Here is a 16488-nt window from a genome sequence, read left to right on the forward strand (position 1 = left end):
GCCCATTCCGGCAGCGAATTATTGGATCTGCTCGACGAGGAGTTCGGACGACCATGAGTATCGAGGAACGACTCACCCAGACGCTGCGGAAATTCGCCGGCGACCTGCGTGCCGCCAATCGGCAGATCCAGGAGCTGGAGGAGCGTGCGCGAGAGCCGATTGCCATTGTCGGGATGAGCTGCCGGTATCCGGGTGGGGTGGATTCTCCTGCGCGACTGTGGGATCTGGTCGCCTCCGGCACCGATGCGGTGGGGGACTACCCGTCCGACCGGGGGTGGGATCTGGAGCGGTTGTTCAACCCGGATCCGGATGTGCCGGGCACGGTCTACACCCGTCAAGGCGGCTTCCTCGACTCCATCGGCGATTTCGACGCCGGCTTTTTCGGAATCAGTCCGAGGGAAGCCGCGGCGATGGATCCACAGCAGCGTCTGATGTTGGAGGCGTCGTGGCAGGCATTGGAGGATGCGGGGATCGACCCGGAGTCGTTGCGTGGCAGTGACACCGGGGTCTTCGCCGGCGTCAACCACCAGTATTACGGTCCCCGCGTCGGCTCCCCGAGCATCACCGCCGAGACGGAAGGCCATGCCTACCTCGGTGTCCAGAACAGCGTGTTGTCCGGTCGAATCTCCTACACGTTCGGATTCAAAGGCCCGACCGTGTCGGTCGATACCGCGTGCTCGTCCTCGCTGGTGGCATTGCATCTGGCGTGCCAGGCGTTGCGGCACGGCGAGGCCACACTCGCCCTGGCGGGCGGGGTCACCGTGATGTCGGATCCGTCTCTGTTGATCACCTTCGCGCGTCAGCGCGCTTTGTCGCAGGATGGGCGGTGTAAGGCGTTCGCGGCCGCCGCCGACGGGACGGGGTTTTCCGAGGGCCTCGGTGTGCTGGTGCTGGAGCGGCTGTCGGACGCACGCAGACTCGGTCACTCCGTCCTGGCGGTGGTGCGTGGCAGTGCGGTGAATCACGATGGTGCGAGCAACGGGTTGACCGCGCCGAACGGCCCATCGCAGGAACGTGTCATCGAGCAGGCATTGGCGAATGCCGGTCTGGAGCCCTCGGATATCGACGCGGTCGAGGCGCACGGCACCGGCACGATGCTGGGGGACCCGATCGAGGCGTCGGCGTTGATCAGCGTTTACGGCAGGCGGCGTGCGGATGGGCCGTTGCGGGTGGGTTCGGTGAAATCGAATGTGGGTCATACGTCGGCGGCGGCGGGGGCGGGGGGCGTGATCAAGATGGTGCAAGCCATGCGCCATTCCCTTCTTCCGAAGACACTGCATGTGGATGCGCCCACGCCGCACGTGGATTGGTCGGCGGGCACGGTGCGACTACTGCAGGACAGCGAGCCGTGGCCCGCCGGAGAACGCGTCCGGCGCGCGGGTGTGTCGTCGTTCGGGGCCAGTGGTACCAACGTCCACCTCATCCTCGAGGAGGCGCCCGCAGATCCGGTCACCGAGGCGTGCGGCGGTAATCCGGAGACGATCGATTCCGAGGAGACGGTTGCTGCGCAAGCCGTCGGGTCGAATATCGTTCCGCTACTGGTATCGGCCAGGTCCGGCGAGGCTTTGCGTGCGCAGGCCGATCGATTGCGGCAGTGGATGATCGGTAATCCCGACGTGGACGCGTGGGATGTCGGGTATTCCTTGGCGACGTCGCGCGCTCGGTTGGACTGGCGCGGCGCGGTCATGGGGCGGGACCGAGAAGGGTTGCTGGCGGGTCTGGCAGCCCTTGCCGATGGTGCGGACACCCGCGGTGTCGGTGTGGTTCGCGGTAGCGTCGGCTCGGGACGCACGGCGTTCCTGTTCACTGGTCAGGGCGCGCAGCAGCCGGGCATGGGTAAGCAGCTGTATGCGGCGTTTCCGGTGTTCGCGGCAGCGCTGGATGAGGTCTGCGCCGTGTTGGATCGGCTTCTCGGCCGGGATCACCCGTCGACCGACCACCACCCCTCGAGGAGCTCCGCGCTGTCATTGCAGGATGTGATGTTCGCCGAGGATGGTGTGGCGCCCGGCGAGGGCGCGAGCGGCCGCGAGTCGACACTGCTGGATCGCACGGAGTTCACGCAGCCGGCGTTGTTCGCGTTCGAGGTGGCGTTGTATCGGCTCGTCGAGTCGTTCGGTCTGCGTCCGGATGTGCTGCTAGGGCATTCCATCGGTGAGCTGGTGGCGGCATATGTGGCGGGTGTGTGGTCACTCGAGGATGCGTGTGCGCTGGTGGCCGCGCGTGGGCGGTTGATGGGTGCGTTGCCGGCGGGCGGGGCGATGGCGGCGGTGGCGGTGTCGGAGGAACATGCGGCCGCGGTGCTTTCCGAGTTCGGGGGGCGGGTGTCGATTGCTGCGGTGAATGGCCCGTCGTCAGTGGTGTTGTCGGGGGACGTGGAGGGTGTCGAGGAGATTGCGGATCGGCTGGTGGCGGAGGGAGTGAAGACTTCTCGGTTGCGGGTCGGTCATGCATTCCATTCGGTGTTGATGGAGCCGATGCTGGACGAGTTCCGGGTAGTGGCCGAAGGGTTGACCTATCACCAGCCGACCGTGCCGGTCGTGTCGAATGTGTCCGGCGCCGTCGTCGATAGTGAGTTGACCGATCCGTCGTACTGGGTACGTCAGGTACGGGCGGCCGTGCGGTTCGCTCCGGGTGTTCAGGTGCTGGCCGCGACCGGAGTTCGGCGGTTCCTCGAGCTCGGCCCGGATGCGATCCTCGCGGCGATGACTCGCCAGTGTCTGTCCGAGCAACCCGATGTCGAGACCCGGTCGGTGGTGGCCGCTGCCGGACGGCGCGGTGAAGACGAGGTCGCTCAATTGACCGCATTCCTCGCCGCCGCCCACACGGCGGGACTCGAGGTGGAGTGGCGCCCCCTCTACGCGGGCCGGTCCGTACGTCGAGTTCCGTTGCCAACCTATGCGTTCCGACGTCGACGGTATTGGGTGCCGGCCACTGACGGCCTCGGCGATGTGAGTCGTGCCGGTCTGGTATCGATGGACCATCCCCTGCTGGGTGCGGCGGTCGCCATAGCCGACAAGGACGAGTGGCTTTTCACCGGGCGACTTTCGACGGCATTGCAAACGTGGATTGCCGATCACAAGATATTCGACACGGTATTGCTGCCAGGGACGGGTTTCGTCGAACTGGCCCTGGCGGCCGGTGCTCGATTGGGTTTCGAGACCGTTGACGAGCTGGTGTTGGAAGCGCCGCTGCGGTTTGACGACCGGGCCGAGATCGACGTCCAGGTCGCTGTCGAAGCACCGGACGCCGACGGGCGCCGGCGGTTCGTCGTAGCCTCCAGGACGGTCGATGAACCGTCCGCAGGAGCAAGCGGAATTACCCACGCGCGCGGTATTTTCGCTCCCGGCGTGGCGATCGATGTTCCGGCATACGACAATGCGGCCGTGCCGGCAGCGGAAGACGACGTGACGCCCGGTGACATGATGTACGACCGGTTGGCCGCGCGCGGACTCGGTTACGGGCCCGCGTTCCAAGGTGTGACTCGCTTGTGGCGCGATGGCGGCGACGTTGTGGCCGATGTGCGGTTGCCTGCCGAGGTCCGTGCGGACGCTTCCCGGTTCGGCATACATCCCGCGTTGCTGGACTCCGCACTGCATGCCGCTGGGGAGGTGCTGACCGCGGACCTTCCGCAGGACCAGGCGCCGCTGCCGTTCTCGTTCACCGGTGTGCGGTTGTACCGCCGCGGGGTGACAGCCGTGCAGGCGCGAATTCGGCGCAGCGGAGCCGATAGTGTGCGGGTCGAGCTCGGCGACGACGCTGGTGCTCTCGTGTTGACCGTCGAGGCGCTGCAGGCGCGTCCGGTGCACAGTCGGGCATTGAACGATGGTCGATCCGCCGGTCGCCATCGGCTCTACGACGTTCAGTGGAGTGCCGTCGAATCGCGCGCACAGGTTGGTACGAGCATCGGGCGGGTCGCGGTCGTGGGTTCGACGCCGGTACCCGGATTCGACGCGACGTACCCGGACATGGCCGCGCTGGCCGCGATCGCTGGGAACAACGGTCCGGACACGAACGATGGCGCGGAGCGGCCCAGAATCGACGTAGTGGTGTGGTTCCTCGATGACACCGACCCGTCGTCGGCCCGTGATGGATCACTGTCGATCGAGGTCGGATCATTGTCCGCGGACGCCGTGCGGCGACGCCTGCACACGGTGCTCGCGACGATTCGATCGTGGTTACGTCTTCCGGTAGCGGTCGATGCGCGACTGGTTGTGGTGACACGCAATGGAGCGGGTCTGCCGGGTGAGGACACCGATTTGGCAGCGGCGGCCACGTGGGGGCTGCTGCGTAGCGCTCAGTCGGAGAATCCCGGTCGGATTGTCTTGCTGGACAACGCCAGCGACGGCGAGGTGGCCCCCGAACTGATTTCGGCGGCCGTCCGGTCCGACGAGGTGCAGCTGGCGGTGCGTGCGGGTGTGTTGCTGGCGCCGCGGCTGGCTCGTCGCGACGGGTCAGCGGCCGGCTCCACCATTGTCTGCGGCCCGGGTGCGGTGCTGATCACCGGCGGCACCAGCGGATTGGGCGCGCTGGTGGCCCGGCACCTGGTCGCGGCACATGGTGCGCGCGATCTGGTGTTGGTGTCTCGGCGCGGTGCTCGGGCCGACGGTGTCGCCGAACTCGTGGCCGAGTTGTCCGAACTCGGGGCTCGAACGCGGGTGCTGGCCTGTGATGTGAGCGATCGCGCCGCCGTGGCGACGATGCTCGACCAGATCTCCGACGGTCCCGCGCTGACGGCCGTCATCCACGCCGCGGGTGTCGTGGCCGACGGCACCGTCGACACGCTCACAGCAGAGCAGGTCGACCGGGTGCTGGCGCCGAAGGTCGACGCGGCGCTGAACCTGCACGATCTCACTGTCGATCATGATCTGTCGGCGTTCGTCATGTTCTCCTCGGCCGCGGCGATTCTCGGATCGGCGGGTCAGGGCAACTACGCGGCGGCGAACTCGGTGCTGGACGCGTTGGCGCGGCGTCGCGTCAACGCGGGCTTGCCCGCGGTTTCGGTGGCCTGGGGTCCGTGGAATCAAGATATCGGTATGACGGCCGAATTGGGCGCGGCCGGAGTCGACAGACTGTCGCGCATGGGCTTTCGACCGTTTGCCCCAGCCGACGGGCTTGCGCTGTTCGACCTGGCAGGCGGCGCGGACGTACCGTTCGTCGCCGCGGTCGATTTCGACATGTCAGCGTTGACCGTTCAGGCTCGCGCCGGCCTGTTGCCGGGCCCGTTGCGATCGTTGGTGTCCGCGCCACGCCGCGCCGGCAGCGGTGGTGGGGACCTGACAATTCGATTGGCGTCGGCGGCGCCGGACAAGCACGACGCGATCGTTCTCGACTTCGTGCGTGAGCAGGTTGCCGAGGTGCTCGGTCATGCCTCCGGCGAGTTCGTCGACGTCGAGAAGCCTTTCAGTGGAATGGGTTTCGATTCACTGAGCGCGGTGGAGTTCCGCAACCGACTCGCCGGCTCCACCGGTTTGCGGTTACCCGCCAGCCTCGTCTTCGACCATCCCACAACCAGGGCGGTGGCGGCGTTCATCCGATCACGGATCGAGGACACACCTGGTGCCGAGCAGCGGAAGAAGCCTGCACGTCGAGTGCGCGCCGATGAGCCGATTGCGATCGTGGGTATGGCCTGCCGGTATCCGGGTGGTGTCGAATCCCCGGATGATCTGTGGGATCTGGTGTTGTCGGGCACGGATGCCATCAGTGAGTTTCCGTCCGATCGCGGTTGGCCGCTGGAAAGCCTGTACCACCCGGACCCGGACAACCCGGGTACCTCCTACACCCGAGAAGGCGGTTTCCTGCACAACGCGGCCGATTTCGACGCGGGCTTCTTCGGGATCGGTCCGCGCGAGGCGGCGGCAATGGATCCGCAGCAGCGGTTGTTGTTGGAGGTGTCGTGGGAGGCGTTGGAGCACGCGGGGATCGATCCGTTGTCGCTGCGGGGCAGCGATGCCGGTGTCTATATGGGACGGATGTACCAGGACTACGAGGACGTAGTGCGCAAGGCCGGTCCCGAGGTCGAAGGATATATCGGGACCGGCGTGACCGGGAGCGCGGTGTCCGGACGGTTGTCGTATGCATTCGGCTTGGAAGGGCCCGCGATCTCGGTGGACACGGCGTGTTCCTCGTCGCTGGTCGCCTTGCATATGGCCTGCCATGCGCTGCGCCAGGGGGAGGGTTCGCTGGCATTGGTGGGCGGGGTGACGGTGATGTCTACGCCGTTGATCTTCGTGGATTTCTCCCGGCAGCGCGGCCTGGCACCGGACGGCCGATGCAAATCGTTTTCTGCCGCCGCCGACGGAACGGCCTGGTCGGAGGGTGCGGGAGTCCTCGTCGTGGAACGGCTGTCGGACGCACAACGCCTGGGCCACAACGTGCTTGCCGTGGTACGTGGTACTGCCGTCAACCAGGACGGTGCCAGCAACGGCTTGGCCGCGCCGAACGGTCCGGCGCAGGAGCGGGTGATCGCGGCGGCGTTGGCCGACGCGGGTTTGGTGCCGGCGGATGTGGACGCGGTGGAGGCGCATGGGACCGGAACGACGTTGGGTGATCCGATCGAGGCGCAGGCGTTGCTGGCCACTTATGGGCAGAATCGGTCGGAGCCGCTGCGAGTGGGTGCGTTGAAGTCGAATACCGGTCATACGCAGGCGGCTGCCGGGGTGGGGGGTGTGATCAAGATGGTGCAGGCTATGCGGCACGAGATACTGCCGAAGATCGCGCACTTCGATGCGCCGAGCCCGCACGTGGATTGGTCGGCAGGCAGCATCCGGCTGTTGGCCGAGCCCGAGCCCTGGCCGACGGGTCGTCGGGTGCGGCGCGCAGGGGTGTCGTCGTTCGGAATCAGCGGCACGAACGCGCACGCGATTCTCGAGGAAGCGCCGACACCACCATCGCCGGTCGAGCCCGGGTCTGCCGGAGTGGACGTCGACATCGTCGATGTCGCTGTGGTGCCGTTGGTGGTGTCGGCGAAGTCGGCGCAGGGGTTGCGGGGACAGGCGAGCCGGTTGCGGGCATGGTTGGTCGAGCGTCCAGATGTGGATGTGTGGGCGGTGGCGCGGTCGTTGTCGGACTCACGGGCGTTGCTTGATCGACGGGGTGTCGTCCTCGGGCGCGACCGCGGCGAGTTACTCGCCGGCTTGGCCGCGCTGGCCTCCGGTGCGTCGACCGCAGGCGTGGTAGACGGCATCGCCGGGGCGGGAAAAACGGCTTTCCTGTTCACCGGTCAAGGGGCGCAGCGAGCTGGCATGGGCGCGGACCTGTACCGGGCGTTCCCGGTGTTCGCTGCGGCATTGGACGAGATCTGCACGGCGTTCGACAGTCTGCTCGGGAGGCCGTTGCGGGAGGTGATGTTCGCCGAGGCTGTTTTCGATGATCGGCTCCAGGCGGGCTCCGCTCCTCGTTCCTGCGATGCTCACCCGGCTTCCGCCTCCGAAGGACTGCTGGATCGCACGGAGTTCACGCAGCCGGCGTTGTTCGCGTTCGAGGTGGCGCTGTTCCAGCTGCTGGAGTGGTTCGGGCTCACACCGGATGTGGTTGCGGGGCATTCGATCGGCGAGCTCGCTGCCGCGTATGTGGCGGGGGTGTGGTCGCTCGAGGACGCGTGCGCACTGGTGGCGGCGCGAGGCCGGCTGATGGGGGCACTGCCGGAAGGTGGCGCGATGCTCGCGGCAGCCGTCTCCGAGGACCGAGCGCGCGCCATGGTGGCCGACTTCGGGGGCAGGTTGTCGGTCGCGGCGGTCAACGGTCCGGAGGCGGTGGTGTTGTCCGGTGACCTGGATGCCGTCGAAGAGGTCGAGCGACAACTCATTGTCGCCGGGGTGAAGACCAATCGGTTGCGGGTCAGCCATGCGTTCCATTCAGCGCGGATGGAACCGATGCTGGACGAGTTCCGCGCAGTGGCAGTGGGGTTGACCTATCGGGAGCCGTTGTTGTCGATCGTGTCGAATGTGACCGGTGAGGTGGCCGATGGTGCGTTGACCGATCCGGAGTACTGGGTGCGTCAGGTGCGGTCGGCGGTGCGGTTCGCTCCGGGGGTGCGGGCGTTGGTCGCCGCCGGGGCACGACGGTTTCTGGAGGTGGGCCCGGACGCCGTTCTGGCCGCAATGACCAGCCAGTGCCTGGCGCTCGAGCCGGAGGTCGAGACCCGGGCCGTGGTGGCTGCCACCGCCCGGCGCGGCGCGGACGAGGTTGTGCAGTTCACCACCTTTCTGGCCACCGCGCACGTTGCGGGACTCACGGTGGACTGGCGTCGCATGTACGCAGGGCGGTCGACGCCTCGAATTTCCTTGCCGACCTATGCATTCCAACGCCAGCGGTACTGGCCACAGCCGGTCGTCGGCGTCGGTGATGTGGGGCGTGCGGGTCTGATGCCGATCGACCACCCGATGCTGGGGGCGGCGATCTCCCTGGCGGGTAAGGACGAGTGGTTGTTCACCGGCAGGCTTTCGACGGCAGCGCATCCGTGGATTGCCGATCACAGGGTATTCGGCGCTGTGTTGTTTCCGGGAACGGGTTTCGTGGAGCTGGCGTTCGCGGTCGGTGCTCGGTTGGGCGTGGAGATCGTCGAGGAGCTTGTCCTGGAAGCGCCGCTGCGGATCGCCGCCGAAACCGAGGTCGACATCCAGATCACTGTCGAAGCGCCTGATGACGACGGACGGCGGCCGTTTGTCGTGGCGTCGCGGACAGTCGGCGAACCGTCGGAGGGCTCGAGCGGAATCACACATGCGCGTGGCATTCTGGCGCCGGGCTCGGCGATGGATACTCCGGTGTACGACCTGGACATGTCGCAGGACGATGCGACGCCTGGCGAGGTACTGTACGACCGCCTGGCCGCGCGCGGGCTCGATTACGGGCTCGCGTTCCAGGGGGTGGATCGCCTGTGGCGGGACGGCAGCGGTGATGTCCTGGCGGAAGTGCGGTTACCTGACGAGATGGCGATGGCGGGTGCCCGGTTCGGCATCCATCCCGCGCTGTTGGATGCCGGGTTGCATGCCGCGGTACAGGAGATGGCCGACGGCTTCGCGGCCGACCAAGTGCCGCTGCCGTTCTCGTTCAACGGTGTCCGGTTGTACCGTCCGGGGGCAACGGCTGTGCAGGCCCGGATCCGACGTATCGGAGCCGACCGCGGCATGAGCGTCAGGCCCGAGGCGGCAGCGGAGCATAACCATGATGGCCAAGGGCATGCCGCAAACCAACACAGCATCATGCTCGAGCTCGGCGACGACACCGGTGCTCTGGTGTTGACGGTCGAGTCACTGCAGGCGCGGCCGGTGAGCAGCCACGCGCTGGGCACCGTTCGACACCGGCTCTACGAAGTGCAGTGGCGCACGGTCACCTCCCGCGATGCGGACACCATCCCGGATGTACTGGTGTGGTCCGACCGCGAGTTGTCGCCTTTCGACCGTGAGTCGTCGGATTCAGGTCGCGAGTTGTCGGTTGTGAACGGTGAGTCGTCGGTTTCGGCCGAGGCTGTGCGCAGTCGGGTGCACACGGTGCTGGCAACAGTGCAGTCGTGGTTGCGGCTTCCCGCGACCGAGCAACGACTGGTGGTGGTGACATGCAATGGCGCGGGTCTTCCCGGAGAGAATCCTGATCTGGCCGCGGCAGCCACCTGGGGCTTGGTGCGCAGCGCGCAATCGGAGAACCCTGGTCGAATCGTCCTGCTGGACGTCGATCGCGACGGCGAGGTGACCCCGGAACTGATCGCAGAGGCCGTGGCCACCGAGGAGGCGCAGCTGGCGGTGCGCGCGGGTGCACTGCTGGCGCCGCAGCTGGTTCCCTGCGAGGCACCGGCGACCGGGTCGGTAGAGAGGCGGGCGAGCGGCGCGAAGCGTCTCGATGAGGGGTTGTGGTCGGGTGACGGGTGGGCGGTCGGCTCGGGTGCGGTGTTGATCACCGGTGGCACCGGTGGTTTGGGTGCGGTGGTGGCGCGGCATCTGGCCGCTACGCATGGGGTGCGCGAGTTGGTGTTGGTGTCTCGGCGTGGTGAGCGGGCCGAGGGCGTTCCGGAACTGGTGACCGAGCTGACCGAACTCGGGGCTCGGACCCGAGTGCTGTCCTGTGATGTGAGCGATCGTGCCGCAGTGGCGAGGATGCTGGACGATATCTCGGACGGCCCCGCACTGACGGCTGTTGTCCATGCGGCGGGCGTGCTGGCCGACGCCACCGTCGATACCCTCACGTCCGAGCAGGTCGATCGGGTGCTCGCGTCGAAAGTGGATGCGGCGCTGAACCTGCATGAACTCACAGTGGAACGGGACTTGTCGGCGTTCGTGTTGTTCTCGTCGGCCGCGGCGGTGCTCGGATCGCCGGGGCAAGGCAATTACGCGGCGGCGAACTCGGTGCTGGACGCGCTGGCGCGGCGCCGCGGCCACGCGGGCCTACCCGCGGTGTCTGTGGCCTGGGGTCCATGGGGTCCAGGCAGCGGAATGACGGCCGATATCGGCGCTGCTGCGGTTGATCGGTTGTCACGCAACGGATTTCGGCCATTGGCCGAAACCGAAGGGCTCGCACTTCTGGATCTGGCGGGCGGCGTGGGCGCGCCGTGTGTCGTTGCGGTGGACCTCGATATCGCGGCGTTGTCCACCCAGGCTCGTGCGGGTCTGTTGCCCGGTGTGCTGCAGTCATTGGTGGCGTTGCCGCGTCGCGCCGCCAGTGGTGGTGGGGACTCCGGATCGAAAGCGATTCCGGGGCAGGCCCTTGCGACACTGTTGGCGTCTCGAGCGCCGGATAAACATGATGCGGTTGTGCTGGAGTTCGTGCGCGATCAGGTTGCCGCGGTGTTAGGTCATGCTTCGGGCGACCAGGTCGATGTCGATACGCCGTTCAGTGACATGGGTTTCGATTCGTTGGGCGCGGTGGAGTTCCGCAACCGGCTCGGCGTAGTCACCGGTCTCCGGCTGCCGTCGACCCTGGTCTTCGACCACCCCACCACCCGGGCGGTGGCCACTTTCATCCGGTCCCGAGTCGGGGGCGCCCCCGTTGGACAGCGGCAGCAGAAGCCTGCGCGTCGGGTGCGGGCCGATGAGCCGATCGCGATTGTGGGAATGGCCTGCCGTTATCCCGGCGGTGTCGCGTCCGCGGACGACCTGTGGAATCTGGTGCTGTCGGGAACCGATGCGATCAGTGCGTTTCCGTCCGATCGTGGTTGGGATCTGGAACGCCTGATAGATCCGGATCCTGAACATTCGGGCACGTCCTACGTGCGGGAGGGCGGGTTCTTGCGGGATGCGGCCGATTTCGATGCGGGCTTCTTCGGAATCGGCCCTCGTGAGGCCACCGCGATGGATCCGCAGCAGCGGTTGCTGTTGGAAGTGTCGTGGGAGGCTCTGGAACATGCGGGGATCGACCCGACGTCGTTGCGGGGCAGCGACACCGGTGTCTACACCGGCGCGATGTATCAGGACTACGCGGCTTTGGCGCATAAGGCCGGGCCCGAGGTCGAGGGGTACGCCGTCACCGGTGTCATGGGGAGTGTGGTGTCGGGCCGGGTGGCCTATGCGCTGGGTTTGGAGGGGCCTGCGATGACGGTGGACACGGCGTGTTCGTCATCGCTGGTGGCGTTGCATACGGCATGTCGGGCGCTGCGTCAGGGAGAGAGTTCGCTGGCACTGGTGGGTGGTGCGACAGTCATGGCCACGCCGATGGTCTTCGTGGAGTTCTCCCGGCAGCGTGGTTTGGCTCGGGATGGTCGGTGCAAGCCGTTTTCGGCAGCCGCCGACGGGATCACCTGGTCGGAGGGCGCGGCGATGGTGGTGGTGGAACGGTTGTCGGATGCACAACGTTTGGGTCACACCGTGTTGGCGGTGGTGCGTGGTACCGCGGTCAATCAGGATGGTGCGAGTAATGGTTTGACCGCGCCGAATGGTCCGTCCCAGGAGCGGGTGATCGCGGCGGCGTTGGCGGCTGCGGGCTTGCGTCCGGAGGATGTGGACGCGGTGGAGGCGCATGGAACCGGGACGACGTTGGGTGATCCGATCGAGGCACAGGCGTTGATCTCGACCTATGGACAGGGGCGCGAGGAGCCGCTGTATCTCGGGTCGTTGAAGTCGAATATCGGGCATTCGCAGGCGGCGGCGGGTGTGGGCGGGTTGATCAAGATGGTGCAGGCGATGCGGCACGAGACTCTGCCGAAGACCCTGCATGTCGACGCCCCGAGCCCGCATGTGGATTGGTCGGCGGGGTCGGTGCGGTTGCTGACCCAGCCACAGCCGTGGCCCGCGGGTGAGCGGGTGCGTCGTGCGGGAGTGTCGTCGTTCGGGATCAGCGGCACCAACGCGCACGTGATTCTCGAGGAACCACCGCGGTCGAATTCAGCCGAACCCACTGTCGCGGAACCGGACTCGGATGGGTACGTGACATGGGTGGTGTCGGCGAAGACGCGGCAGGGGATCCGAGATCAAGCGGTTCGGTTGCGGGAATGGTTGGTCGATCACCCGCACGCGGGTGCGGCGGATGTGGCGTACTCGTTGCTGCGGCATCGTTCACAGTTGGAATGGCGTGCTGCGGTCGTGGGCCGAGAGTCCGCCGACCTGAAAGCCGGGTTGGCGAGGTTGGCGGAGTCCGTCGAGGACACCGATGGCGTGGTGTCCGGTCGTGCTACCGCGCGGCAGGTGGCATTCGTGTTCCCGGGGCAGGGCAGCCAGTGGGAACAGATGGGTGCGGAGTTGCTGGCCGCGGGTGGGGTGTTCGCGAAATCCATCGCCGAGTGCGAAGCGGCGTTGGCGCCATTCGTTGACTGGTCGCTGACCGCGGTGCTGCGCAGAGACCCGCAAGCAGCGTCGCTGGAACGGGTAGATGTGGTGCAGCCGGTGTTGTTCGCGGTGATGGTGTCGCTGGCCCGGTTGTGGCGCTCGAGCGGAGTAGAGCCCACGGTGGTGATCGGACATTCGCAGGGTGAGATCGCGGCGGCCGTTGTCGCTGGTGGACTTTCCTTGTCCGACGGTGCACGAGTGGTGGCGCTGCGTTCTCGCGCTGTAGCAGAAGAACTCGCCGGTTCCGGTGGTATGGCGTCGGTCGGCTCGAGCGTCGACGCGGTCGGGCAGCGTCTGTCCGGGTTCGGGGACCGGCTGTCGGTGGCAGCGGTGAACGGTCCAGGACAGGTCGTGGTGTCCGGGCAGGCATCAGCGATGGACGAGTTCCTGGCCGAGTGCGCCAACGAGGGCGTGTGGGCTAAACGGATCCCGGTGGACTACGCGTCGCATTCGACGGCCGTGGAATCGATTCGGGATCGGGTATCGGCGGAGTTGGCTCCGGTCGCCCCGGTATCGGGTTCGGTGCCGTTCTTCTCGACCGTGGTCGCAGACTACATCGATACCGAGTCGTTGGATGCGGGGTATTGGTACCGGGGGCTGCGGGAGGAGGTACGGTTCGCCGAATCGATCGAGGCATTGATCGGTGCGGGGGTGAACGCGTTCATCGAAATAAGTCCCCATCCGGTGCTGACAATCGGGGTCGAGTCGACAGCGGAAGCGCTCGGTGTCGCCGATCGAGTGGCCGTGCTGGGCACGCTGCGACGCGACCATGGCGGACCACAACAGGTCACTGTCGAGTTGGCCCGTGCCCACTGCGCCGGTCTGGCAGTGGCCGCAACAGCCTTGGCTCCGACCGCGACTCGGGTGACTTTGCCGACGTATGCCTTCCAGCATCAGCGGTACTGGCTTCAGACCACCGCAGAGGTCACGACCGGCTCGTTCGGGCATCCGTTGCTGACAAACGCGGTGCAACTCGCCGGAAAAGACGAATGGCTGTTCACCGGGCACGTGTCAATACGGACTCATCCCTGGCTAGCCGACCACACGGTACTCGACTCGGTACTGCTACCTGGGACAGCCTTCGTGGAAATGGCACTGGCCGCAGGAGCACGACTGAACGTCGACAGTATCGAGGAGCTGCTGCTGCAAGCCCCACTCCGGCTCGCCAGCGATTCCGAAGTGGATCTGCAGCTGAGCGTCGACGTGCCCGACGACGATGGCCGACGCACGTTCGCGATCTACTCCCGCTCCGAAGCCGCCGACGGGGACCCATGGGTACCGCACGCACGCGGTACCCTGACCGCCGTCGATGACCGCGCCCCGGATTCAGGGGCAGGGCTGTGGCCGACGCCGGGTGCTCTGCCGTCGGACGACGGATCCCTCTATGACCGCTTGGCAGAGCGAGGTTTCGACTACGGCCCGGTATTCCAGGGCGTGACCGCGATGTGGAACCGCGGCGAGCAGACGTTCGCCGAAGTCTCCCTCGATGAATCCGTGAGCGACTCGGCGTCCGCGTTCGGCATCCATCCCGCACTCTTGGACGCCTGTTTGCACCCCGCTCTCGACGAGCCGATCCGCGACTCCGAATCACCAGCGTCTCCGGGGCGGGTGCTGCTGCCCTTCTCGTTCACCGGAGTGCGGCTGTGGCGTCCCGGCGCGGCGGCGGTGCGCGCGAGAATGGTCCGGGACGAGAGCGGGCAGGCCCGGATCGACGCTGTCGATGACGCAGGTGAGGTCGTCGTGAGCATTGATGCGGTCGGCGCGCGTTTCATCGATGCCGACGTTCTGGCCGCGACGAGCACAGCGCGCCGCACGGTGCCGCTGCACCTGGAATGGACCGACTTCGCGCTGCCTGCCGCACCGTCGCTGCCGTCGGGTTGGGTGCCCGCAACATTGGGTTCGGCGCGGATACCCGGAATCGAACGCCACTACACCGATGTTGCGGAACTCGTTGCAGCCGACGATATTCCGGACGTAGTCGTGTGGTCGCTCGCCGAGAGCTCCGCCGTGGGCGAGCATGGTCCGGGCGGTGAGCGTGCCGCGGCAATTCGGCAGTCGGTCCACACGGCCTGGGATATGCTGCGCTCCTGGCTGTCGGTCGAACGGTTGACCGACACCCGGCTCGTGGTGGCGACTCGCCGTGCGGCGGGACTGCCGAACGAGTCGGTGGAGTTGGCCGCGGCCGCGGTGATCGGGCTGGTCCGCAGCGCCCAATCGGAACACCCCGGCCGATTTGTACTGTTGGACCATGACGGCGACGCCGGATTACAAACGTCTTCGGGGCAGGCTGTGCGCGCCGATGTCCTGTGGCGCGTGCTCGAGTCGGGACAGGCTCAGGTAGCGGTACGTGACCTGCGAATGTTCGTGCCACGGCTGATCGCCCGCGGTGGTTCCGAGGCCGACACCCACGGTACCGCGTTCGGAGACGGCACCGTGTTGATCACCGGTGGTACCACTGGACTGGGCGCGGTGATGGCCAGGCATCTGGTCATCGCACACGGCGTCGAACACCTGCTTCTAGTGTCCCGCCGAGGCGAGGCGGGCCACGGCGTCGCGGAACTGGTCGCCGAGCTGGCCAGCCTGGGAGCCGAAACACGGGTCGTCGCTTGTGATGTCGGTGACCGGGATGAGTTGGCGGCTGTGCTCGACTCGATCGGGACCGAGCACCCGTTGACGGCGGTGATCCACTCCGCAGGAGTACTCGACGACGCTATGATCGAATCGCTGACCGCGCAGCAGATCGATCGCGTGCTCGCACCCAAAGTCGACGGTGTGCTGAACCTGGATGAACTTACTCGAGCTCACGATCTCTCGGCGTTCGTAGTGTTCTCCTCGCTTGCGGCGGTGCTCGGCTCGCCGGGGCAGGGCAACTACTCGGCGGCGAATTCGGTTCTCGACGGTCTCGCGCGCACCCGCCGCGCCCAGCAGCTGCCCGCCTTGTCGGTGGCTTGGGGACCGTGGAACCAAAGCACCGGCATGACCGGCCATCTGGAGCGGGCGGCGGTGACACGGCTGGAGCGTATGGGAATCAAGGTGCTCGGCAACGACGAGGGGACCGAGCTATTCGATGCCGCGGTCGCCTCGGATGAGGCCATGGTCGCCTGTGTCGAATTCGACAAGCTCACCCTGGCAGCGCAAGCCCGAGAGGGTCTGTTGCCCGATGTGCTCAGAAGCCTGGCGTCCGCACGGGCACTGCGCGCGACGAACGGCGCCGCAGCCGGCCGCCGGTTGGCCGCGCGCTTGGCCGCCGCGCCGGAGGACGAACGGGAAGCGCTCGTGCTCGGATTCGTGCGCGACCATGCCGCGGCGGTCCTCGGTTACCCGTCCGGGGCGGCAATAGACGCCGAGATGCCGTTCAGCACAATGGGATTCGATTCACTCGGCGGTGTCGAGCTGCGTAACCGGCTGGCCGAGGCGGCAGGTGTGAAGCTGCCGTCGACGCTGGTGTTCGACTACCCGACTGTCGACGCAGTGGCGAAATTCTTGCGCTCACGGCTGGATACCAGCCCAGCCACGTCTCCGGCCGATGACCATATCGCTTCGCTTCGAGCGTTTTTGTCGACCATGTCGTCTGGTGGCGAGAAGGAGCACTTCGTCGAACGCATCCGCGCAACGCTGGCCGAAACCGTGAAAGAACCCGAATCCGACACCCGTAGTGACCGCGCCGTCATCGCAGCAGCGAGCAATCCCGAAGAGCTCCTTGCCTTCCTCGACCAACAGACGACGGAGTAGGGGGTTG

1 protein-coding gene is annotated in these 16488 nt (G+C 66.7%); it reads left to right on the plus strand.

Features of this window, described 5'->3' with window-relative positions:
• The first annotated feature begins 53 nt into the window (after window positions 1–53).
• On the plus strand, window positions 54–16481 hold the full coding sequence (locus OH799_RS03470) for a type I polyketide synthase (RefSeq protein WP_406275605.1): 16428 nt from the start codon (window positions 54–56) through the stop codon (window positions 16479–16481).
• Window positions 16482–16488 lie beyond the last annotated feature (7 nt).

Source organism: Nocardia sp. NBC_00881 (assembly GCF_045207455.1).
Classification (GTDB): Bacteria; Actinomycetota; Actinomycetes; order Mycobacteriales; family Mycobacteriaceae; genus Nocardia.

Bases quoted from the DNA above. Each gene is read 5' to 3' on its own strand.
- OH799_RS03470 (WP_406275605.1), top strand. From the start codon at position 54: ATGAGTATCGAGGAACGACTCACCCAGACGCTGCGGAAATTCGCCGGC.